The organism is Streptomyces sp. NPDC088730, assembly GCF_044751215.1.
Taxonomy (GTDB): Bacteria; Actinomycetota; Actinomycetes; order Streptomycetales; family Streptomycetaceae; genus Streptomyces.
Genome location: NZ_JBIVLK010000002.1, coordinates 665,062 through 688,037 on the forward strand (window position 1 = coordinate 665,062; position 22,976 = coordinate 688,037).

General features: G+C 70.3%; 19 protein-coding genes. 11 read left to right on the forward strand and 8 right to left on the reverse strand.

All coding sequences use genetic code 11. The annotated features are described in order from the left end of the window. Window positions 1–97 precede the first annotated feature (97 nt). A complete protein-coding gene (locus ACIP89_RS09800) occupies window positions 98–1,324 on the forward strand; it encodes an amidohydrolase family protein (RefSeq protein WP_401923227.1) in 1,227 nt (408 codons plus the stop codon). Window positions 1,325–1,370: 46 nt separating this feature from the next. On the opposite strand, the gene ACIP89_RS09805 is transcribed toward ACIP89_RS09800, so the two are convergent. Further along, window positions 1,371–2,201: a MerR family transcriptional regulator gene (locus tag ACIP89_RS09805; RefSeq protein ID WP_401923230.1), complete on the reverse strand. Its 831-nt coding sequence runs from the start codon at window positions 2,199–2,201 to the stop codon at window positions 1,371–1,373. A gap of 113 nt (window positions 2,202–2,314) precedes the next feature. Here ACIP89_RS09805 and ACIP89_RS09810 point away from each other — a divergent pair, with 113 nt between their 5' ends. Beyond that, window positions 2,315–2,965: an RNA polymerase sigma factor gene (locus ACIP89_RS09810; RefSeq protein ID WP_402114095.1), complete on the forward strand. Its 651-nt coding sequence runs from the start codon at window positions 2,315–2,317 to the stop codon at window positions 2,963–2,965. Then, window positions 2,962–4,005: a CU044_5270 family protein gene (locus ACIP89_RS09815; RefSeq protein ID WP_402114097.1), complete on the forward strand. Its 1,044-nt coding sequence runs from the start codon at window positions 2,962–2,964 to the stop codon at window positions 4,003–4,005. The genes ACIP89_RS09810 and ACIP89_RS09815 overlap by 4 nt, the downstream gene beginning before the upstream one ends. A 121-nt stretch (window positions 4,006–4,126) precedes the next feature. Here the strand turns inward: ACIP89_RS09815 and ACIP89_RS09820 are convergent, their stop codons facing one another. Then, complete coding sequence (locus tag ACIP89_RS09820) at window positions 4,127–4,330, reverse strand: cold-shock protein (RefSeq protein ID WP_003967102.1); 204 nt, start codon at window positions 4,328–4,330, stop codon at window positions 4,127–4,129. A gap of 400 nt (window positions 4,331–4,730) precedes the next feature. Here ACIP89_RS09820 and ACIP89_RS09825 point away from each other — a divergent pair, with 400 nt between their 5' ends. From ACIP89_RS09825 to ACIP89_RS09840, 4 genes are all read left to right on the forward strand, one after another. Then, a complete protein-coding gene (locus tag ACIP89_RS09825; protein ID WP_311303872.1) occupies window positions 4,731–5,609 on the forward strand; it encodes a menaquinone biosynthesis protein in 879 nt (292 codons plus the stop codon). Window positions 5,610–5,978: 369 nt separating this feature from the next. After that, window positions 5,979–7,706: a serine/threonine-protein kinase gene (locus tag ACIP89_RS09830; protein WP_402114100.1), complete on the forward strand. Its 1,728-nt coding sequence runs from the start codon at window positions 5,979–5,981 to the stop codon at window positions 7,704–7,706. A gap of 72 nt (window positions 7,707–7,778) precedes the next feature. Continuing rightward, window positions 7,779–8,978, forward strand: coding sequence for a cyclic dehypoxanthinyl futalosine synthase (gene mqnC / locus ACIP89_RS09835; RefSeq protein WP_402114103.1), 1,200 nt, complete (start codon window positions 7,779–7,781; stop codon window positions 8,976–8,978). Window positions 8,979–8,985: 7 nt separating this feature from the next. Then, window positions 8,986–9,642, forward strand: a complete 657-nt coding sequence (locus ACIP89_RS09840; RefSeq protein WP_402114105.1) for an imidazolonepropionase-like domain-containing protein — start codon at window positions 8,986–8,988, stop codon at window positions 9,640–9,642. Between the two features lie 59 nt (window positions 9,643–9,701). Here ACIP89_RS09840 and ACIP89_RS09845 read toward each other — a convergent pair whose 3' ends face one another. The 4 genes from ACIP89_RS09845 to ACIP89_RS09860 form a co-directional block, all read right to left on the reverse strand. Beyond that, window positions 9,702–10,403 (reverse strand): DUF3152 domain-containing protein, encoded by a 702-nt coding sequence (locus tag ACIP89_RS09845; protein ID WP_402114108.1) that lies wholly within the window; start codon window positions 10,401–10,403, stop codon window positions 9,702–9,704. A gap of 109 nt (window positions 10,404–10,512) precedes the next feature. Beyond that, window positions 10,513–11,475 carry a DUF3152 domain-containing protein gene (locus ACIP89_RS09850; protein WP_402114111.1) on the reverse strand — a complete coding sequence of 321 codons (963 nt, stop codon included), beginning with the start codon at window positions 11,473–11,475 and terminating at the stop codon, window positions 10,513–10,515. After that, the gene (locus tag ACIP89_RS09855; protein ID WP_402114587.1) at window positions 11,465–12,478 is read right to left on the reverse strand and encodes a hypothetical protein; all 1,014 of its coding nucleotides are present in this window, start codon (window positions 12,476–12,478) and stop codon (window positions 11,465–11,467) included. The genes ACIP89_RS09850 and ACIP89_RS09855 overlap by 11 nt, the downstream gene beginning before the upstream one ends. A 17-nt stretch (window positions 12,479–12,495) precedes the next feature. Next, the gene (locus ACIP89_RS09860; protein WP_401928674.1) at window positions 12,496–13,005 is read right to left on the reverse strand and encodes a SigE family RNA polymerase sigma factor; all 510 of its coding nucleotides are present in this window, start codon (window positions 13,003–13,005) and stop codon (window positions 12,496–12,498) included. 246 nt (window positions 13,006–13,251) lie between these two features. On the opposite strand from ACIP89_RS09860, the gene ACIP89_RS09865 reads away from it, so the two are divergent. The 4 genes from ACIP89_RS09865 to ACIP89_RS09880 all read left to right on the forward strand — a co-directional run bounded on the left by ACIP89_RS09865 (window position 13,252) and on the right by ACIP89_RS09880 (window position 20,804). After that, entirely contained in the window at window positions 13,252–13,944 is a 693-nt protein-coding gene (locus ACIP89_RS09865) for a demethylmenaquinone methyltransferase (protein WP_123527617.1), read from the forward strand. A gap of 122 nt (window positions 13,945–14,066) precedes the next feature. Further along, window positions 14,067–15,350: a geranylgeranyl reductase family protein gene (locus ACIP89_RS09870; RefSeq protein ID WP_311303867.1), complete on the forward strand. Its 1,284-nt coding sequence runs from the start codon at window positions 14,067–14,069 to the stop codon at window positions 15,348–15,350. A 283-nt stretch (window positions 15,351–15,633) separates the two neighbouring features. Next, window positions 15,634–20,424 (forward strand): RHS repeat-associated core domain-containing protein, encoded by a 4,791-nt coding sequence (locus ACIP89_RS09875; RefSeq protein ID WP_402114115.1) that lies wholly within the window; start codon window positions 15,634–15,636, stop codon window positions 20,422–20,424. Further along, window positions 20,421–20,804, forward strand: a complete 384-nt coding sequence (locus ACIP89_RS09880) for a DUF6193 family natural product biosynthesis protein (protein WP_402114118.1) — start codon at window positions 20,421–20,423, stop codon at window positions 20,802–20,804. Before ACIP89_RS09875 ends, ACIP89_RS09880 begins: the two co-directional genes overlap by 4 nt. 49 nt (window positions 20,805–20,853) lie before the next feature. On the opposite strand, the gene tgmC is transcribed toward ACIP89_RS09880, so the two are convergent. Both tgmC and tgmB read right to left on the reverse strand, forming a co-directional pair. Beyond that, window positions 20,854–22,014 (reverse strand): ATP-grasp peptide maturase system methyltransferase, encoded by a 1,161-nt coding sequence (gene tgmC, locus ACIP89_RS09885; protein ID WP_402114121.1) that lies wholly within the window; start codon window positions 22,012–22,014, stop codon window positions 20,854–20,856. After that, window positions 22,011–22,976, reverse strand: a complete 966-nt coding sequence (tgmB, locus tag ACIP89_RS09890; protein ID WP_402114124.1) for an ATP-grasp ribosomal peptide maturase — start codon at window positions 22,974–22,976, stop codon at window positions 22,011–22,013. The genes tgmC and tgmB overlap by 4 nt, the downstream gene beginning before the upstream one ends.

Consider the following 22,976-nt stretch of genomic DNA (forward strand, 5'->3'; position numbering starts at 1 on the left):
GTGGGTGACTCTCTGCACGAGCCCTCGACAACGATTGTGGAACGGAGCCTCGCACAGATTGCTGACGGTTCGTCAGATCGGCGCTACCGTGGTACGCATGGAGACCTTCCCGAAGATCATCTCGGTGGACGACCACACGGTGGAGCCCCCTCATGTCTGGCGGGACCGGCTCCCGTCCAAGTACGCGGACTCCGGTCCGCGCATCGTCCGGGCGCCGCTCAAGGAAATGACGTTCATGGGCGGAAAGTTCGCGCCCGTGATGGGTGCGAAGGGCGATGACGGCCCGATCGGCGACTGGTGGGTGTACGAGGACCTGCACCGCCCGCTCACCCGCCTCGACACCTCCGTCGGCTACGACAGGGACGAGATCAAGCTCGAAGTCATCACGTACGAGCAGATGCGCCCCGGTTCGTTCTCGGTGCCGGAGCGGCTCGCCGACATGGACGTCAACCACGTGCAGTCCGCGCTCTGCTTCCCGACCTTTCCCCGCTTCTGCGGCCAGACCTTCACCGAAGCGAAGGACCGCGAACTCGGCCTGCTCGGCGTGCGCGCGTACAACGACTGGATGGTCGACGAGTGGTGCGGCCCGGACGCGCACGGCCGGCTCATCCCCCTCACCCTGGTCCCGCTCTGGGACGCGCGGCTGGCCGCGGAGGAGGTCAGGCGCAACGCGGCGCGCGGGGTGCGTGCGGTGGCGTTCTCCGAAATACCTCCACATCTCGGACTGCCGTCCATTCATACGGACGAGTGGGATCCGTTCCTCCGGGCCTGTGACGAGACGGGGACGGTGATCGCCATGCACATCGGCTCGTCCTCGAAGATGCCGTCCACCTCGGCGGACGCCCCGCCCGCCGTCGGTTCCACCATCACCTTCGCCAACTGCTGCTTCTCGATGGTCGACTGGCTGATGAGCGGCAAGTTCGAGCGCTTCCCGAACCTGCGGATCATGTACGCGGAGGGGCAGATCGGCTGGATTCCGTACATCCTGGAACGCGCCGACGTGGTCTGGGAGGAGAACCGGGGCTGGGGCGGGGTCGCGGACAAGGTCCACCGGCCGCCGTCGGAGCTGTTCACCGAGCACGTCTACGGCTGCTTCTTCGACGACGCCTTCGGGCTGAAGAACCTGGACGCGATCGGCGTCGCCAACGTCCTGTACGAGACGGACTACCCGCACTCCGACTCGACCTGGCCCAAGTCCCGCGAGGTCGGGGAGGCGCAGATGGGGCACCTGGACGCGGACGTGGTGGACCGCATCGTGCGCCGCAACGCGATCGATCTGCTCGGGCTCACCGACGACGGGCTGTGGGCGGGACCCGGCGCGTAGGAGCGGTGGGGCCGTCCGCACGAGGGGCGGCCCCACCCTCAGGCCGTCAGGCTCCCCTGATGACCGGCTCCTGGAGCTCCGTCACCCACCGCGACTCGTCCTCCGGGCACTCCAGGGTGACCTCGCGGGCGTACCCGGCAGACCGGTAGCCGGAGCCGTCGATCCAGCGGGCCAGGGTCTGGGCCGTCGGCAGCACGCCGTCCATCGCGCCCCGGTGGATGACGGTCGCCGCCTCGAACGGGGGCAGCTCGACCACCGTGATCCCGGTGTCGCCCAGCGGCCCCGGCGGTGCGGAGACCGTCACCCCGGCATGGACGACGACCGCGCCGCCGCCCTCGGGGGCGTCCTCGTAGCGCGCGATCCCCGGACCCGCCGGGGCGACCCCGGCCCGTTCCAGCAGCGGGAACAGCTGCTCGTACAGGGGGCGGATCACCGGAGTGATGTCCTGCGGTCCGTAGCCCGCGGCCACCCCGGTCAGCTCCGCGACCCGTACCGCCGCGATGTTCCTGACCACTACATCGTCCACTGGCATGTGTCCCTCGCTCTCGATCGACCGGAGCCTCGCCTCGACCTGGGCCAGCCGTGCCGCCGCCGCGGCCATCGCCTCCGCCAGCTCCGAGCGCCGCAGCCGGAGCATCCCGCGCAGCTCCTCCGGACCCACCTCCTCGTCGAGGACGGCCCGCACCTGCTGGAGCGTGAAGCCGAGGTCCTTGAGGGCGATGATCCGGTTGAGCCGGGCGAGCTGGCCGCCGCCGTAGTAGCGGTAGCCGGTGTCGGGGTCGGTACTGTCGGGGGGCAGCAGCCCGATCGCGTCGTAATGACGCAGCATCCGGGCCGACACCCGCCCGTGGCGGGCGAAGTCTCCGATGGTGAACATGATGTCTCCCAGTGCACGGCCTCACACGGTGTCAAGGTCAAGCATCGCGTGGCCCTGGGGCGGGTGTGACGCGGACCACTGGAACCTGCTCTCCGCCGGGGACAGGACATGACGTGGAGCATTCTCTGAGAGCCCGGATACGGGCAGGCGACCCGGACGCGTTCGGCGGCCTCTTCGACGACTACGCGCAGACGGTGTTCCGGTACGCGGTCCGCTCGACCGGCGACTGGGCCGGCGCGGAGGACATCGTCTCGCTCACCTTTCTTGAGGCATGGCGGCTGCGAGCGACCCTGCGGGAGTCGGACGAGGAGCTGAGGCCCTGGCTGCTCGGCATCGCGACCAACGTCCTGCGCAACACCCGCCGCGCCGCCCGGCGGCATGACGCCGCGCTGACCCGGATTCCGGTCGGACCCGCCGTGCCGGACTTCGCGGACGAGCTGGTGGGCCGCATCCACGACGCGGAACAGCTCGCCGCCGCGCAGGCCGCGCTGCGACGGCTCAGACCCAAGGAGCGGGAGGTGTTCCTGCTCTGCGTCTGGGACGGCCTGGACTACCGGGACACGGCACGGGCGCTCGGGGTCCCCGTCGGAACCGTCCGCTCCAGGCTCTCCCGGGCCCGGAAGCGGCTGAGGGAACTCACCGAGGACGAGAGAAAGAAAATCACGGAAACCACAAGAAACATGGAACTACCCGGATCAGCCGGACAGTACCTGAGTGACCGCGCCACCGCGGTCCGGTCGAACGAAAGGGAGGGAAACCGATGAGTGCCGACGCCGAGAAGGTTGCGGGGGAGCTCAGGGCGCAGCTGCCCGAGCCGCACGGACCGGTCCTGCCGGGCGACCGTCACCGGCTGCTCAGGGAGCATTTGATGAACGAGATCCACCAGACCCGGGTCCAGGACAAGGCCCGGGAAGGGAAGGCCCCGGCGGCGGTACGGCCACGCCGCAACCGCGCCTGGTACGCCGTGCCCGCGGGCATGGTCGCCGCCGGTGCGCTCGCCTTCACCTTCCTGGCGGGTCCCGGCGGGAGCGGCGGCGACACCGGGTACCACCTCAGCGCGGCCCCAGTGGTCAAGGTCGAGGTCGGCTCGGCGAACGGTGTCGGCGCGCTGATGGAGAACGTCGCGGAGCGCGCCTCGCAGGGCCCCGCGGCCCGCGTCGGCGTGAACCAGTTCGTCTACGTGCGCTCGCACTACTCCAACATGCAGGCCGAGGTCGGCAGCCCGTTCAAGCTGAAGACGTACTACCGGGAGGCGTGGACGTCCCAGAACCCCGACAAGGTGCAGAGCCGCCTCAAGCAGCCGGGCGACGACATCGTCTGGTCGGCGCCGCGCGAGGGTGACGAGGGGCTCGCGGAGTGGAACCGCAACCACACCTACGCCGCGCTGGAGAAGCTGCCCACCGAGCCCGACGCGCTGCTGAAGAAGCTCCGCGAGGACGCCGCGTACTCCGGCTCGTCCGATCAGAACCTCTTCAACTACGTGGCCGGCCTGATCAACGAGAACATCCTGCCGCCCGAGACCGGCGCCGCGATCTACCGCGCCGCGGCGAAGATCCCCGGCGTCGTCGCGCTGGACAGGGCCCAGGACGGCGACGGCCGCCCCGGGGTGGCCCTCGCCCGCACGGACGAGAGGGACCACGAGCGCAAGGAACTGGTCTTCGACGCCAACAGCTACGACTACCTGGGCATGCGCGCCTACCTGGTCCAGAACACCGAGCTGGGCAAGAAGGGCACGGTCACCGAGATGCAGGCCGTACTCGACCGCGGAGTCGTCGACAGCCGCGACGAGACGCCCGCGAAGTAGCGGGAGGCAGCCGGACGGCCGGGCCGCGGCACACAGGCAGGAGCCCCGCTCCTCCGCCGAGGCGGGGGAGCGGGGCTCCTTGGGTACTGCGTTACCGGCCGCGATCGGCCGACCCGGGCAACTAGGCCGGGGTGACGTTCTCAGCCTGCGGACCCTTGGGTCCCTGAGTGACGTCGAAGTTCACGACCTGGTTCTCCTCAAGGGAGCGGAACCCGGACGCGTTGATCGCGGAGTAATGGACGAAGACATCCGGGCCGCCGCCGTCCTGGGCGATGAAGCCGAAGCCCTTTTCAGCGTTGAACCACTTGACGGTTCCGGTAGCCATAAGCCCTCCTTGGGCCAAAGGGTTGCCCTGCTCCAGAACCTGCAAAGAAGTCTGAAAACTACAAAAGCCTGCGGGTTACATGCTCCGCAGGCTCTGTACTGCAAGGGAAACCAAACTGCAACTTGGCGTTGAGCCTAGCACGCAGGATGTGCGGAAGGGTAGAGGGAAAGATCACGCGACTCGAATGTTTGATTGCCGTGCGCACGAGCGGTCCGGGACCCTCTTCGAGCAGGGCCGGAAGCCCTGGGGAGAGGCCTCTTCCGCCGGGGCGGGGAGACGGGGCCGACGCCATTCCGGCGACCCGCCGGGAGAGGGACCGGCGACCCGCCGGGAGAGGGATCGCGCGGCGCCGCGCGCCCCCGGTGGGGCTGCCGGAGAGCGACAGGTCTAGCCTCGCGATGTGGACAATTCAACCGTCTCAACCGTCGCAGGCGACGACCGTCGCAACCGGCCGCGCGTCGGCCACATCCAGTTCCTCAACTGCCTTCCCCTCTACTGGGGGCTGGCACGGACCGGGACCCTGCTCGACCTGGAGCTCTCGAAGGACACCCCGGAGAAGCTCAGCGAGCAGCTGATCAGAGGCGATCTGGACATCGGCCCCATCACTCTCGTGGAGTTCCTGCGCAACGCCGACGACCTGGTCGCCTTCCCCGACATCGCGGTCGGCTGCGACGGTCCCGTCATGTCGTGCGTGATCGTGTCGCAGCGCCCCCTGGAGGACCTCGACCGGGCCCGGGTGGCGCTCGGCTCGACCTCCCGCACCTCCGTACGGCTGGCCCAGCTGCTGCTCGCCGAGCGGTACGGGGTGACCCCGGACTACTACACCTGCCCGCCGGACCTCGGCGTGATGATGCAGGAGGCGGACGCCGCCGTCCTCATCGGTGACGCCGCGCTGCGCGCCAACCTGCACGACGCCCCCCGCCTCGGGCTCCAGGTCCACGACCTGGGCGCGATGTGGAAGGAGTGGACGGGGCTGCCCTTCGTCTTCGCCGTCTGGGCCGCCCGCAAGGACTACCTGGCGGCCGAGCCCACCGCGGTGCGGAAGGTCCACGAGGCGTTCCTGGCCTCGCGGGACGTCTCCCTGGAGGAGGTCACCAAGGTCGCGGAGCAGGCGGCGCGCTGGGAGGCCTTCGACGCGGAGGTCCTGGAGCGCTACTTCACGACCCTCGACTTCCGCTTCGGCCCCGCGCAGCTGGCCGGCGTCCAGGAGTTCGCCCGCCGGACCGGCCCGACGACCGGCTTCGCCGCGGACGTGAACGTGGAGCTGCTCGGCGGCTGAGCGCACGCGAGGGCGGCACGCGACGGGTAGGTGGAATGCGGCATTCCGTCTACCCGTCGCCCTTTCCGTGTTGCCGCCTTCCCGTCGCCCGACTTCCCGCCTTCCCACGGGATGTCCCCGGGCGATATCGATTCGAGTGAATACGCGTTGAATGGCCGATTAGTGGGAAGCGTCGGAAGTGCGCCCCGGTGGCTTCCGTCAATCGGTCCGTCATCCGGGACGACACATTCGGGCTCTTTTCTTGTGATGAATGGCGCCGTTCGTTCCCTCGGGGGCGATATCGGCGGATGGTTTGCCTGGGACTCGAAGACCCTCGCCTCTAGGCTTCGGTCGGAGGTCCGGGCCGGTGTCCACAGGGGGAGTCCGCATATGCAGCCGCTGGAAGCCGGCGAACCGCTGAGCATCGGTGCCTACCGGCTGCTCGGCAGACTCGGTGCCGGCGGCATGGGGCGCGTCTATCTGGGACGCAGCGCCGGCGGCCGCACCGTCGCGGTCAAGGTGGTCCATCCGCACTTCGCGCTCGACGAGCAGTTCCGCGCCCGGTTCCGGCGCGAGGTGGACGCGGCGCGGCGGATCGGCGCCCAGTGGACCGCGCCCGTCCTGGACGCCGACCCCGACGCCCCCGTCCCGTGGGTGGCGACCGGCTACGTGGCCGGGCCCCCGCTCTCCGCCGCGGTGACCGAGCACGGCCCGCTGCCCGAACAGGCGGTACGCACCCTGGGCGCCGGGCTGGCCGAGGCGCTCGGCGCGGTCCATGAACAGGGCGTGATCCACCGGGACGTGAAGCCCTCCAACGTCCTGCTCGCCCTCGACGGCCCCCGGCTGATCGACTTCGGCATCGCCAGGGCCATCGACGCCACCGCCTCGCTCACCTCCACCGGGGTCTCGGTCGGCTCGCCCGGCTACATGGCGCCGGAGCAGATCCGGGGCCAGGAGATCTCGGGCGCGGCCGACCTCTTCTCGCTGGGCGCGGTGCTGGCGTACGCGGCCACCGGTGTCGCGCCCTTCCTCGGCGACTCGTCCGCCGTACTGCTCTACAAGGTGGTGCACGAGGAGCCGGAGCTGGGTGATCTGGAGGGTGAACTGCGCGAGGTCGTCGCCTCCTGCCTGGCGAAGGACCCGGCGCACCGGCCCAGTCCGGCCCGGCTCGCGGACCGGCTGGCCCCCGGCGGCGCGGCGGCCCGGGTGGCGGCGGGCTGGCTGCCCGGCCCGCTGGTGCGCGAGGTCAGCCGGTCCGCGGTCGCGCTGCTGGACCTGGAACCGCAGGACGCCCCGGTGCAGTCGGGGCCGGTGCCGTTCACCAACGCCTCGCACGGGTTCGACGGGGGCCCCGGCCTCGGGGTGTTCGGCCCGCCGGTCGAACCGGCGGCCCACCTGACCGGACCGGGTACGAGCCCGCCGCCGCACCCGCCCGCCCCCGGGACGGACGGGGTGCCGGGGCAGCGGGTGCCCGAGCCCCGGTTCACCGTCAGTGCGAGCGCCGGCTCCCGGCCGGGCGAGCAGCACCGGGGACGCCGGCTGAGCTGCACCGTCGCCCTCGCGGTGGCCGGCGCGCTCGCCGCGGTGACCGTGGGCAGTGCCCAGGTCTTCGACCTGATGCCGGGCGGTGGCGGCGGCGACACCGCGGAGCACAGAGGCACCGGCCGTGCCCCGGGCGCCTCCGCCTCCCCCGGGCCGACCGGCCCCGGGGACAGCGCGGCGACTCCGGGCGGTCAGGTCGGTGAGGTGCCGGAGGGCTTCATCGGCACCTGGGAGGGGCCGATCACCGAGAAGACGACCGGCCAGCCGCACGGCAGGCTCAGCGTGGTGATCAGGAAGGGGAAGAAGGGCGCCGACGTGGTCCGTACGAGCACGACGCTCTCCGCCCTCGGCGTCGAGGTCAGCTGCCACAGCATCGCGTCCCTCACCTCCGGCACCGAGAAGGAGCTGATGTTCCGGGAGCGCGCCGATCCGGAACGCCCCGGCACGGCGGGCCTGTGCACGACCACCACCACGGACATCCACTTCACCCGCGTCAGCGACGACACCCTCCGTTTCCGGTCCGACGAGCGGGGCGCGGGACTCCCCTACGGCACGCTCAACCGGTCCGGCGGCTGACCTGCGCCGGGGCTGGCGTACGCTGAACCGGTCCGTAGATCCGTTGAAAAACCGCCGAAAGGTGACAGCCCGGTGACCGAGAAGGCCGACCTCCAGCCCATCCTCGACCGAGCCGCCGAAGGCGGGCGGATCACTCCGGCGGAGGCGCTCGACCTCTACCGCTCGGCGCCGCTGCACGCGCTGGGCGCGGCCGCCGACGCCGTACGCCGACGCCGCTACGCCGGTACGGAGCACATCGCGACGTACATCATCGAGCGCAACATCAACTACACGAACGTGTGCGTGACGGCGTGCAAGTTCTGCGCGTTCTACGCCGCGCCGAAGGACACCGCCAAGGGCTGGTCCCGCGATCTCGACGACATCCTGCGCCGCTGCGCGGAGACCGTCGAGCTGGGCGGTACGCAGATCATGTTCCAGGGCGGGCACCACCCGGACTACGGCGTGGAGTACTACGAGGAGCACTTCTCCGCGATCAAGAAGGCGTTCCCGCAGCTGGTCATCCACTCGCTCGGCGCCTCCGAGATCGAGCACATGGCCCGGATCTCCAAGGTCTCCGCGGAGGAGGCCATCAGCCGCATCCACGCCGCCGGTCTCGACTCCTTCGCGGGAGCGGGCGCCGAGCTGCTGCCGGCCCGGCCGCGCACCGCGATCGCCCCGCTCAAGGAGTCCGGCGAGCGCTGGCTGGAGATCATGGAGATCGCCCACGGCCTGGGGGTCGAGTCGACCTCCACGATGCTGATGGGCACGGGCGAGACCAACGCCGAGCGCATCGAGCACCTGAGCATGATCCGCGACGTACAGGACCGCACCGGCGGCTTCCGCGCCTTCATCCCGTACACGTACCAGCCGGAGAACAACAAGCTGAAGGGCCAGACGCAGGCCACGCTCTTCGAGTACCTGCGGATCATCGCCATCGCCCGGCTCTTCCTGGACAACGTCGCGCACATCCAGGGCTCCTGGCTCACCACCGGCAAGGAGGTCGGCCAGCTGTCGCTGCACTACGGCGCGGACGACCTCGGCTCGATCATGCTGGAGGAGAACGTCGTCTCCTCCGCCGGAGCCAAGCACCGCTCCAACCGGCTGGAGATCATCGACCTGATCCGCAAGGCGGACCGGGTCCCGGCCCAGCGCGCCACCACGTACGAGCACCTCGTCGTCCACGAGGACCCGGCGAACGACCCGGTCGACGAGCGCGTCGTCTCGCACATCTCGTCCACCGCGATCGAGGGCGGCACCGCCCACCCGGAGCTCAAGCTCCTGAACGCCAACTGACGCCGTCGTGCTGACCGTCCACGCCGCGCCGCTGGTCCTTCCGGTCGGCGCGGCCGCCGTCGAGCGGGGCGCGGTGGCCGTGGACGGGGACCGGATCGTGGCTCTCGGACCGTACGGGACGGTCGCCGCCGCTCATCCGGCGGCGCGCGTACGGCAGTGGCCGGGCGTCATCGCCCCGGGCCTGCGGCAGCGGCACGCGGAGTGGCTGCTGACCCGCTGCTACCACCCCGACCCCCGCGAGGCGGACGCACTCGGCGCCGATCCGCTGTCGGGCGAGGCGTTCGCGCGGCTGGCGCGGGAGCTGGACGCGACCCGGTGGGCGGGCAGCGTACGCCGGGGCCTCCAGCAGATGCTGCGGTACGGGACGACGCACCTCACCGGTCCGTTCCGCGACCCGGCCGTGCGGACCGCGGTGTCCCGCTCCGGCCTGGTGGAGGTTCCGGGGAGTGTTCCGGGGGGCGATTCCACGGACGGGGAGGCGGATCTCGATCCGCTCGCCGGGGGCCGTGACCTGCCGGGCTCCGTGCACGCCCCGCTCGTCACCGGGGCCCGCGCCGACTTCGCGGTGTTCGACGTACCGGACGAGGCCGCGCTCGTCGCGGCGGGGGCGGGGTCCTGCGTGGTCACCGTCCTGGCCGGGCGGCTGGTGTACCGGCGGCGCTGAGCACACCGGGTGCCGCAGCCCGCGCCGGGTGCCGCGGCACGCCGGGTGCCGCAGGAGCCTCACGGCACCGACGGGCCGCCCAGGTACCGGCCCTTGGCGTCGTAGGGCCAGGCGTTGGCGACGCATCCTTTGAGTCCGTAGATCTGCTGCATCATGGCGGGGGCGGGCCGGCCTTTGGCTGGGCAGGTCTCGTGGCCGTGGCCGAGCCAGTGGCCGACTTCGTGGTTGATGATGAGGGCGCGGTATTCGGCGAGGGGTCCGTCGAACTCGGGTGAACCGGTCTGCCAGCGCTTGAGGTTGACCATCACGTCGACGCCGACGCGGCAGTTGACCTCGCCATGCGTGTCCAGACCGCTCTTCCCGCAGATCCTGTCCGTGGTCCGGGGCGAGGCGATCCGTATGACCAGCCCCGCGGGGCCCTCGGCGACCTGGCGGAAGGTGTTCTCGCCGTGATGCGACCAGCCCCGGGGCGCGGCGAGGATCCGGGTGACCTCTGCGGCCGCCTTGTCCGGGTCGACGCCGGAGCCGTCCTCCACCTCGACCCGGTAGGCGTGGCCCCTGCCGGTGGTCGACGCGGCCTTGCGGGCGACGCTGAAGGAGGCGGTGGGGCCCGAGCCGGCGGTACCGCCCGCGCGCTCGTTCTTCCACCGGAGCCCCGCCACGGTGGCCGCCACCAGCACGACCGGGACGACGGCGATGATGAGCAGCCGGTTCCGGCCACGCCCCCGCTGACCCCGCCGACGCACGTCCGATCCGGACATCCGCGCCCCTCCCCAGTGCTCCAAGTATTCCTACTGCCCTATGTAATGACCGCTGATGGCCCGGATTGGTTCAGTCCACTCGCCCGGGAACCGTGGGAGTGCGGGAGCCCTATGGGACGGAGGGGCCGCCCAGGTACCGGCCCTTGGTGTCGTAGGGCCAGGCGTTGGCGACGCATCCTTTGAGTCCGTAGATCTGCTGCATCATGGCGGGGGCGGGCCGGCCTTCGGCTGGGCAGGTCTCGTGGCCGTGGCCGAGCCAGTGGCCGACTTCGTGGTTGATGATGAGGGCGCGGTATTCGGCGAGGGGTCCGTCGAACTCGGGTGAGCCGGTCTGCCAGCGCTTGAGGTTGACCATGACGTCGACGCCGACGCGGCAGTTGACCTCGCCATGCGTGTCCAGACCGCTGCTCCCGCAGATCCTGTCGACGGTCGCCGCCGTGGCGATCCGGACGACCAGCCCCGCCGGTCCCTTCGTGACCTGGTGGAACGTGTGCTCGCCGCCGTGCGCCCAGCCGCGCGGCGCGGCGAGGAACCCGGCGATCTGGGTGGCGGCCTTCTCCGGGTCGACGCCGGAGCCGTCCTCCACCTCGACCCGGTAGGCGTTGCCGCCGCCCGAGGCCGCGCCCGCCCGCGCGACCGTGAAGGTGCCGGGGCCGTGGGAGGGAATGCCGGGACGGCCACCGCCCTTGGAGCCGGAGCTCGGCTTGGTCTTCGCGCTCACCTTCGGCTTGGCGCGCGCCTTCGGTTCGATACCCGCCCCGCCCTTCGGACCGGAACCGGCCGCGGAGTCCATGGCACGCGACGTGTCGCCGGTTCCGCTTCCGGAACCGGAAGAAGAACCGGAGCCGGAACCGGGACCGGCCGATCCGGACGCGGCCGCGGCGGCCGACAGATCGTCCCCGCCGGTCCACAGCGGCGAAGCGGCCACCGCGATGCAGATCACGGCCGTCGGTACGAGGACCGCGACCAGCAGCCGTACCCGGCTGCGGCGGCGACGGTCCTGCCGCGAGCGCCGCCGGTCCCCCCGGCCGCTCCGTCGCTGTTCCTGCTGTCTGCGTACCTCAACCGACACTGTCCGCGTACTCCTTCGATTCCATGGGGTGTGCCGCCGCGTACTTCACGAGCTCCAGAAGCCTGGAGTCTCCCGCGACGCCGAGCAGTTGATCGGCGGTGACGGGTGACGGCCCCCCTGTGCTGCCGTCACCGCCGACCGAGAGGACGACCGCGCTGCCGCCGTACGTGAAGCGGACCAGGGTGCGCGTGGCGGCCGGTGACCCGTCCGGGCCGGCGGCCGACGTCACGGCCCGGGCCTCGATCCCGCCGGGAAGCCGCGCTCGCTTGCAGTGCGGCAGGCCGTCCGGGTACTGGCGGCAGGGCGCTTCCTGCGGAGCGACACTCCGGTCGCTCCCGGGGCGTACCGAGAGGACGACCGGGAAGATCTCGCCGCCGCTCCCGGCCTGGTACTGGCTGACGGCGAGGTCCACCGGGTGGACCGGGCCCACCTTCCGTGGCAGCAACTCCGCGAGCAGCGCCGCGACATGGTGCTGGAACTCCTGCTGCCGGGCCCGCTCCGCGGCCGGCAGGTCGGCCATGGACGACTGGCCGGGGGACGGCTCGATGTGCACGGTGGGCGGCTCCGGCGCGTTGGTGGGCACCGGTGACGCCGGGGCCGACTGCGCCCCTGAGGACCCGTCCGACGGCACGGGCGACGGCGCGTCCGTCGGGACGTTCTCCGGGGCCGGCGTCGGCGCGATGCCCGTGGGCCGCGAGGCGGCGGACCACGTCCGGGCGGGTTCCGTACCGCCGCTGCCGTTGCCGTTCCACAGCGGCAGGACGGCGCCGAGTGCGCCGAGCGCCACCACGCCCGTCACCACCGCCCCGATGGTCGCGCGGGCCCGGATGCGGCGCCGGCGGCCCTGGACCAGGGCGGCGGGCACCAGGTCCGGCAGGGCCGGCGCACCGTCGGTCGCCTGCTCCATGGCCGCCCTGATCAGCAGGGACTCGGCCACCTCTGCCCCCGCGGCGGCCTCGGCCCCCTCGTCCGCGGCCCGGCCGGGAAAGCGGTCAGAAGACATGTCCACGACTGTTCTCCTCAGCTTCGGGTGGTGTAGAGGTGTGCGTCGCCCAGCCGCGTACGCAGGGTGGCGAGGGCGCGCGAGCACTGGCTCTTCACGGTGGACGGGCTGCACCGCAGCAGCTCGGCCACGGTCTCCACGCTCAGGTCCTCCCAGTAGCGCAGGACGACCATCGCCCTTGCGCGGGGCGGCAGTTCGGCCAGCGCGGCCAGCAGGGTGACCGTCAGTTCGGGGCCGACCGCCGGCGCGTGCGCGGCGATCGGCGTATGGGCACGGAAGTCGCGCAGCCGCCGGCGTCGCTCTGCGATGTAGGTGCGGGTCAGTACGGTCCTGGCATAGGCGTCCGGATGGTGGGCGGCGCTCACCCGGTGCCAGTGCTGGAACAGCTTGGCCAGCGTCGTCTGGGTCAGATCGCGGGCCGCCTCCGCGTCGCCGCACAGCAGGTACGCGGTGCGGTACAGCCTGCGCTGGCCCGCCCGCGCGAACTCCTCGAAGCTGTCGGCGTCCCGGCCGGTCCCCGCGCTCATCCGGCCCCTTTCACGGTCCGTCGGTGGTCTCTCCTCCTGTTACTGAGAGCGCACGGACCGGAAAGGTTGAAGCCGAATCCAAACCCGTGTCCGAATCCCGGACAGGGTGGTGCGAAGCAGGGCGGGGCCTCGGCAGGCCCGGTACGGAGTGTCCGCCGGGCCGGACACCGCGTCGCCGCCCTCGTGCCCGGCTCCGGCGGCGGGCCCGTCTCGGCGCTCCACCGGCGGACTGCTTGAATGGGAGGCGTGACCCGAGCCTCCCTGGACAAGCAGCCGCACGAAGTCGCCTCGATGTTCGACGACGTGGCGGCGAACTACGACCTGACCAACGACGTGCTCTCGCTCGGCCAGGCCCGGCTGTGGCGCAAGGAGGTCGCCAAGGCGGTCCACGCCCGCCCCGCGGAGAAGGTCCTCGACCTCGCCGCCGGGACCGCGACGTCCTCGCTGCCGTTCGCCGCGACCGGGGCGTACGTCGTGCCGTGCGACTTCTCCATCGGCATGCTCCAGGAGGGCAAGAAGCGCAACTCCTGGCTGCCGTTCACGGCGGGCGACGCGACGCGGCTGCCGTTCCGGGACGAGACGTTCGACGCGGTCACCATCTCCTTCGGGCTGCGCAACGTCCAGGACACGGACGCGGCGCTGAGCGAGCTGTACCGGGTGACGAAGCCGGGCGGCCGGGTCGTCATCTGCGAGTTCTCCCAGCCGGTCTGGACGCCGTTCCGGACCGTCTACACCGAGTACCTGATGCGGGCGCTGCCGCCGGTCGCACGCGCGGTGTCGTCCAACCCCGACGCGTACGTCTACCTCGCCGAGTCGATCCGCGCCTGGCCCGACCAGGCCGGGCTCGCCGCCAGGCTCCAGCGGGCCGGCTGGTCGGACGTCGCCTGGCGCAACCTCACCGGCGGCGTGGTCGCGCTGCACCGGGGCGTCCGCGCCTGAGCGCCGCACGGGGCGCGGCCGACATGGGGGAGCCCTTCGGGAGGTTGATCAGCGGGCCCCCATAGACTGCATGGGCCATGTGCCGCGCGGCACGCGATTTCGAGTCTTCGGGAGATCCGACCGTGACCGAGCCCCTGTCCGAACACAGCGCGGATGTGATCGTCGTCGGGGCAGGCCCAGCCGGCTCCACGACCGCGTACTACCTCGCCAAGGCGGGCCTGGACGTTCTCCTCCTGGAGAAGACCGCCTTCCCCCGCGAGAAGGTCTGCGGCGACGGCCTCACCCCGCGCGCCACCAAACAGCTCGTCTCCATGGGCATCGACATCTCCGAAGAGGCCGGCTGGCTCCGGAACAAGGGCCTGCGCATCATCGGCGGCGGCGTCCGGCTCCAGCTGGACTGGCCGGATCTCGCCTCCTACCCGGACTACGGGCTGGTCCGCAAGCGCGACGACTTCGACGAGCAGCTGGCCCGCCAGGCGCAGAAGGGCGGCGCCCGGCTGTACGAGCGCTGCAACGTCGGCGCCCCGATCACCGACCCCCGCACCGGCCGGATCACCGGCGTGCACGCGAAGCTCGGCGAGGAGAAGACCCCGGTCACCTTCCACGCCCCGCTCGTGGTCGCCGCCGACGGCAACTCCACCCGGCTCTCCCTCGCGATGGGCCTGCACCGCCGCGAGGACCGCCCGATGGGCGTCGCGGTCCGTACGTACTTCACCTCGCCCCGCCACGACGACGACTACCTGGAGTCCTGGCTGGAACTCTGGGACCGCCGGGGCACGGAGGACCGCCTGCTGCCCGGCTACGGCTGGATCTTCGGCATGGGCGACGGCACCTCCAACGTCGGCCTCGGCATCCTCAACTCCTCCGCCGCGTTCAAGGAGCTGGACTGGCGCGAGGTCCTCAAGGCGTGGTGCGCGTCGATGCCGGAGGACTGGGGCTACACCCCGGACAACATGACGATGCCGATCCGCGGCGCCGCCCTCCCGATGGCCTTCAACCGCCAGCCGCACTACACCAAGGGCCTGCTGCTCGTCGGTGACGCGGGCGGCATGGTCAACCCGTTCAACGGTGAGGGCATCGCGTACGCCATGGAGTCGGGCCAGATCGCGGCCGACGTCATCGTCCAGGCGCACGCCCGCGCGACCCCGGCCCAGCGCGAACTGGCCCTGAACAACTACCCGAAGGTGCTCAAGGAGACCTACGGCGGCTACTACACGATGGGCCGCGCCTTCGTGAAGCTGATCGGCAACCCGAAGGTCATGAAGGTCGCCACCCAGCGCGGCCTGACGCACCCGCTGCTGATGAAGTTCACCCTCAAGATGCTCGCCAACCTCACCGACCCGACGGGCGGCGACGCGATGGACCGCATCATCAACGGCCTCTCGAAGGTGGCCCCGAAGGCCTGACGGGACGGGCCCGCCCACCTCGGAGGACGTACGAAGCAGCCCTTGGCTCTCTGTTCGCGAGTCACCGGACGCGCCTGCGGGCCGCGCCGTGAAGGCGGCCTGGCCGTTCTTCCCAACCTCTGAGCCCCTGGCCAACGGCCGGGGGCTCAGAGGCGTGCGGCCCGCATCCAGCCCGCCTCCGGCCTGGACCGGCTTGGAAAGGCCTTGGTGGAGCGGTCCAGGAATGAGATTCTCTTCGCATCTGCATTCAGTGAACGCAGCTTGGTTCGGGGGGCTTCGTACTGTGTCCGTAACTGTGCCCGATTGGGCCGACACCCTGCTTGACGTCATCGGCGTCAATTGGCCGAACGTCGACGAAGACGCGTACCGAGACATGGCCGACGCCCTCCGGGAGTTCGCCGAGGACGTAGAGGATGACGGCCACCTTGCCAACCAGTACGTGCAACGTTTGCTCTCGTCCGGTCATGGTGAAGCCCTGGACGCGCTGGGCAGCCACTGGGGCAAGATCAAGAACAAGCATGTAAAGGATCTGGCCGACGGCGCTCGCACGATTGCCGGAGCCCTGGACAACGCGGCCACGGCGATCGAGGCCATGAAGTACGCGGCGCTTGTCCACCTGAGCGTGCTGGCGGGCAAGGCGGGCATCTCCATGGCCCTGATACCGGTGACCGGCGGGCTGTCCATGCTCATCGGCGGAGGAGCGATCGCGGTCGCCCAGCAGGCCATCCGCCGGGTCATCAAGGAGTGCCTGGAGGAGGTGGTCGGTTACATCGTCTCCGCTCTGACCGAACCGGCCGTCTCCGCGCTGGAGAACATGGCCGCGGATCTGGCGATACAGGTGGGCGCCAGCATGCTCGGGCTGCAGGACGGCGTCGACATGAACCAGGTCGGCCAGTCGGGCAAGGAGGGCTTCAACGAAGGGGTGGCGGGCGCCAAGGAGTCCTTCCAGCTCGCTTCGGCGAACGGCCCGGGGGGCGCATCCGGCAAGGGCGTGCACATCGAACACGGGGAGCACGACCGGGCCGGCACCAGCCTGAAGCTGGTCAGCGTCGACATCCACGGCAAGACGGCGGGCAGACTGGCCAAGGCCGGTACGCACCACAGCCGGACCCGGGGCAAGGACGATATCGCCGGCGCTCTCGATCCCGTGCTCGACAAAGCCATGAAGGCGCTGGGCAAAGCAAACAAGGCGATGGGCAACCACCTCGGCGAGGACCTGCCGAAGGCGGTCAAGGAGATATCCGAAGCCCAGAAGAAGATCGACCTGGATATCAAGGACCGGATGTCCAAGGTACGCAAGGACGACGGAGAATCCCTGCCGCGCCCCCGAACACGTCAGAACTCCGCTCGCACCAAGGCGGACGTTCTGAAGAACGCCAAAGAAGAGCCCCGCCGTCACAGCATCTCGCTGGACAAGAAGATATGCGAGAACGACCCGGTGGACGTCGCCACCGGTGAGATGACGCTGCCGCAGACCGATGTGACCCTGCCCGGCGTCCTTCCGCTCGTCCTGCGCCGGACACATCTCTCCGGCTACCGGTACGGCCAGTGGTTCGGACGCAGCTGGGCATCCACGCTGGACGAGCGGATCGAGCTCGACCCGCTCGGCGTCGGCGCGGTGTGGTCACGGGAGGACGGTTCGCTCCTCGTCTACCCACGACTGCCGCTGCCCGGTGACGACGACGGCGTCCTGCCCCTTGAGGGTGCCCGACTCCCGCTGGTGCACGGCGGACAGGACAACGCGGAGACCACCTATCGCGTCACCGACCCGCACACGGGCCTGACCCGTTCGTTCCGTGGCGGCCCGTACAACACGTCGCCGGCCTACTGGCTCGGAGAGATCGAGGACCGCAACCTCAACCGGATCTCCTTCGTCCGCCTCGGTGACGGCAGTCCGTCAACGGTCGCCCACTCCGGCGGCTACCGGATCGATCTGGCCGTCGAAGACGCCCGAATACGAGAGATGTCGCTGCGTACGCCGGACGGCCCGGTCGCCGTCATGCGCTACGACTACGACCACCTCGGCAACCTCGGCGGCGTCGTCAACTCCTCAGGGCTTCCGCTTCGTTTCACCTACGACGCGGACGCCCGGATCACGTCCTGGACCGACCGTAACGACTCCACTTTCCGCTACGTGTACGACGACGACGGTCGCGTCGTCCGCACGATCGGCCCGGACGGCTACCTGTCGTCCACGTTCGCATACGACGTCCACCCGGAGACGGGCGACCGCGTCACCCGGTATACGGACTCTCTCGGTGCGACCAAGGTCCATCACTTCAACAACCGGCTCCAGGCGGTCGCGGAGACGGGCCCGCTGGGCGGTATCACCCGCCGCAGTTTCGACCGCTACGACCGCCTTCTCTCCCGAACGGATCCGCTCGGCCGGACCACCGCATACACGTACGACGATCACGGAAACCTGACCCGGATCGAGCACCCTGACGGCAGCTCCGCCGACATCGAGTACAACGACCTGAACCAGTTCACCTCCGTCACCGGCCCTGACGGCGCGACCTCGCGGCAGGAGTACGACGACCGGGGCAACCCGACGCTCTTCACCCGGCCGAACGGCACGACAACCCGCCTCACCCACGGACCGGATGGTCAGCTCACCGGTGTCGACGACTCCCTCGGCGCGCTGGACCGGCTGCGCTGCGACAGGGCCGGTCTTCCGCTGGCGGTGCGCGGGCCGCTCGGGGGAGTCACCCACTACGTCCGCGACTCATTCGGGCGGGCGGTGAAGATCACCGACCCGCAGGGCCGCACCACCGAGCTGGAATGGACCGTCGAGGGCAGGCCCGCCCGGCGTACGGACCCCGACGGCTCGCAGCAGTCGTGGACCTACGACGGCGAGGGCAACTGCCTCGTCCACACCGATGCGGCGGGCGGCGAGACCCGCTTCGAATACACGCACTTCGATCTTGTCTCCGCACGCATCACACCCGATGGTGCGCGCCAGGAGTTCACGCACGATTCCGAACTGCGCATGTCCCGTGTCACCAATCCCCAGGGCCTGACCTGGGACTACAACTACGACGCTGCGGGACGCCTCACCTCGGAGACCGACTTCGACGGCCGCTCCCTCAGCTATACACACGACGCCTGCGGGCACCTCACCTCCCGCACGAACGCTCTGGGCCAGACAGTCCGCTACACCCGCGACACGGCGGGCCGAGTCACCGCCAAGGACGTCGACGGCACGGTCACGCGCTTCGACTACGACATCCACGGGCGCCTCGCCTCCGCGACAAGCGCCGGCACCGAGCTGTTCTACGTCCGCGACGGTTCGGGCAGGGTCCTCCGCGAGATCTGTGACGGCCGCGAACTGAGCAACACCTACGACGAGACCGGCCGCCGCACTCGCCGGGTCACACCGTCCGGGGCGGTCAGCAGCTGGTCCTTCCCCAACGGGCTGCGAGCCGAACTGAACGCTTCGGGGCGACACGTGGTCTTCGCCTTCGACGAGGCGGGGCGCGAGACGACCCGTCGGATCGGTGACGCGCTGACCGTGGACCACGCCTACGACCCTGCGGGCCGCCTGACCGACCAGAGTGTCCGCACGCCCGGCGACCGGATACTCCAGCACCGCTCGTACACGTACCGCGCCGACGGCCACCTGACCTCGGTCGATGAACTGACCAGCGGGCACAAGCGGCTGGAGGTCACTGGCGACGGCCGGGTCACCGGTGTCACCGCGGAGAACTGGTCGGAGCGGTACGCGTACGACGAGGCCGGTAACCAGACCACTGCCTCCTGGCCCGGTACGGACCCCGCCACCGGCCCGCGCGAGTACACCGGCACCCGCATCACCCGAGCCGGCCGCTGCCGCTATGAACACGACGCCCAAGGCCGGGTGATCCTGCGGCAGAAGGCCCGCCTCTCCCGCAAGCCCGAGACCTGGCGCTACGGCTGGGACGCCGAGGACCGTCTGGTCTCGGTCACCACACCGGACGGCACACGCTGGCGCTACCTCTACGACGCACTGGGACGCCGCACCGCCAAACAGCGCCTGTCCGGGGACGGAGCGACGGTCGCCGAGGAGGTGACCTTCACCTGGGACGGCGACACCCTGTGCGAACAGAACACCTCCACACCAGGCACCCCGGAATCCGTCGCCCTCACCTGGGACCACGACGGCGTGAAGCCGGTCACCCAGGTGGAACGACGGCTCGTGGACCAATCGGAGGTCGACCAGCGCTTCTTCGCGATCATCACCGACCTGGTCGGAACGCCCCGTGAACTCATCGACGAACAGGGCGAGGTGGTGTGGCACACCCGCGCCACCCTCTGGGGCACTACCTCATGGAACCGCGGCGCCGACGCCTATACCCCGCTGCGCTTCCCGGGCCAGTACTTCGACCCCGAGTCGGGACTCCACTACAACCGCCACCGCCACTACGACCCCGAAACCGCCCGCTACCTGTCCCCCGACCCTCTCGGCCTCGCCCCCGCCCCGAACGCGATCGCCTACGTCGACAACCCGACGCGGTGGATCGACCCGCTGGGGCTGGCGGGGTGCCCGCACCGGAGCGGACAGGACCCTCACAGCGTGGTGCTGGGGGTAAACCAGGAGCCCACCAACGCCTCGAACTCGCTGGCCCTGCATCTCCGCGCCAACGGCGAACCAGGGGCACACACTTACAACGGGGGCGACTACGCCCAGATCGAGCCGTCCGGGCCTGTGTGGATGACGAACGTCATGGCCGCTGTGGGCGACCGAGACACCACGTTGTTCATCACCCTCGACGGGATGCCGAACAGCAGGGGGGAGTATGGCAATTGGAACACCCCGGAGACCATCGTGGACGCCTTCCAGACCGCCGTTCGGAACGGCCAACCATTCAGTACCACCCCCGGGAACTATCCGGGCCCAGGCTTGGGGACGGCTTGGGAGATGAGCGTCGTCGCGCGCAATGTGCGTATGTACGAATCTGATGTGATGTTCAACGAGCCCGATCCGCTCGGACGCCCCTGGGAGGAAATAAGATGGTACTCAGGTAATGAGGAAGTCAAAAATGTCCCGAAGCCGGACATTCCTGAGGTGCAACCTCCTAAACCCAGAAAGGGATGAATCAGCAAATGGTAGATGATGAGGACCGCACACGAGCCGCAGAAATCGTCGCAGAGAAATGGAAGACGGTCCTCGATTCCAGCAACGGATTGATCGACCCGGCTATGCCCCGAGCGGCGTACGCGAACCCTCGCCTGCGAGAACTATTTCCTGTGGTAAGCCACGGAGCCCTGTACTTCAGCCGATGCATCCGATCCCCGTGGACCCAGGATGCGGGCGCCCTGTTCCCCCGCGGTGGCGGCGGGTTCGTGGTGATCCGCAGCTCTGACGGCACCACCCTCGGCGAGCCCGAGACCGTGGAGGAGGCAATCGATCTGATCGTCGCCAACCTTCCCGAAGGATGCGGCCCCGCCATCGATGGAACGGCTGACGACCTGTGACCACAGGTTCTTGATATGCCCTATCCGACCCTGATCCACCGGACAGACCCTAGACGGGCAGCGTCCAGCCGGGGCCGTCCGGAGACCTCAGCCACACCCGCTGGGCGCTGGGGGTGATCGTCATGCCGAACTCGGACAGGTGCGGCGAACCATGGGCCTGCCAGAGGGCGACCGAGTCCTCGACGGCGTCCCACAGCCTGAGCGGGCCACGCTGGATCACGTTCCATCCGTCGCCGCCCTCGGCCATCTGAGTCCTCGCCTGCGAGCCCGTGGCGACGTCGAGCAGGATCTGCTCGTGCCCCGCGCCGAGCCGTTCGGCCGACGGCGCGGCGAGTTGGGCGACGTACCGGCCGTTCCAGTCGTCGAGCAGGGCGGGGTCGATCCTGCTCCGCCGCTGTTCGCCCGGCAGCAGCTCGACGGGGCCGTGCGGGGGCCGGTCGTGTGAGCGGGCCGTCATGAACGAGGTGTACCCGGGCAGGAACCGGCCGGCTGCTCCGCCCTCGCCGTCGGCGGTGAGGAGCACCAGGCCGTGCCCGAACCCCCACCCGGCCAGCGTGACCAGCAGGGTGCCCCCTTCCTTGATCTGCCGAAGCAGGCCGTACGGGACATGGCGCATGGAGCAGAACGCGAGGACGACGTCGTACGGGGCCCGGTCGGCATGTCCGCGCAGACCGTCGCCCGTGATCAGGGTCGGTGCGTACCCGGCCTCGGCAAGGGCCCCGCGGGCGCGCTCGGCGACGGCGGGGTCGGCCTCGATCGCGGTGGTGCGGCCCTCGCCCGCGATCTCGCACACGTAGGCGGTCGACAGCCCCGTACCGGCGCCGATGATCAGGACCCGGTCGCCGGCCGAGACCCGGGCCTGCTCGATCATCCACAGGATCAGCCCGGGAAGGGTCGAGGACGATGTCGGCGTGCCGCCGGTGATCGGCGCGGCTGCCTCCTCCGCGAGTACGCCGTCGATCTGCGTGACCCACGTCGTGTTCCGGTAGGTGAGGCGCAGCCACTCCTCGGCCGGGACGTCGGCGCGCCGAGTCGGCGTCCACACGGTGACGCCCGGCGGGTCGCTCGGCAGGTAGACCGCGCGACCGAGGAACACCTCGCGCGGTACGGTCCGGGCCGCGCGGAGAACGTCCGAGTCGTGCAACAGGTCTTCGGCGACGAGCTGTTGGACGAGCCGGCGGCGAGGGACTGCGGAGTGCTCAGGGTTCATGTGGGTGCGCCCTTCTGGAGGATGTCGGCGAGCGCACTCGCGATGGCGCGGATCGTGGGCTCGTCGACGAATGCCCACTGCCCGTTCGGGTTGCATTCGAGGAACCACCATCGGCCGCTCCCGTCGAGGGCGAAGTCGAACGCGCCGAAGGTGAGCTCGAACGCGCGGAGGAAGCGACCGACGGCTTCGCGGACCTCCCACGGGACCGGTACGGGCGAGCAGGTGATCAGACGTTGGTCCTGCCGCCAGTCCAAGTGATCGCCGGCGGTGTCGATCCGTGTGGCGAACAACCTGTCACCGACGGCGGCGAGCCGGATGTCCGCGATCTTCGGGACGCAGGCTTGGAACAGGTGGGGACACAGGGCAATCGAATCATCGAGCTCGTCGGCGTGGACAGGGCGAACCCAGATGGTCCGGCTACACCCGTCCTCACCTGTGAGGTGCACGCCATGAACCGGTTTGTAGATCACGGGCCCGTGCTCGGCCGCGAAGGCGCGGGCGTCCCCGGGAACGTTCGTGATCAGGGTCTCGGGGACGGAGAAGCCGAGGCGCTCGGCCGTGCCGAGCTGGGCGAGCTTGTGGTCGGCAGCGCGGTTGCGGATGGGGTGGTTGACGTGCGGCACCTCGGGGAGCGCGGTCAGCATTCCGGTGTATCCGGCGCGGGACTGTTCGAGGGCGAAACGCTGTTGGGGCGACTCGCTCCGTCGTGGGTCGCCGTAGGGCGTGGGGCGCCGCCAGTAGACCGAGCGGACGGTGGTCAGGCCGACGCATCTGGAAGCTGTGCTCAGGTCCCCCGTGAACGGGGCCGCTCCGACCCGGACGCTCATGCGCGCCTGCCCGGCGAAGTCGACGGCGGGGTCGAGCCGTACGGCCGGGACACCTCGGCCGTACAGCTCGCTCAGCACCAGATCCGCTGTGACGTCACCGAGTGCGGTGATGACGAGAACCGGTGAGTCGGTCAT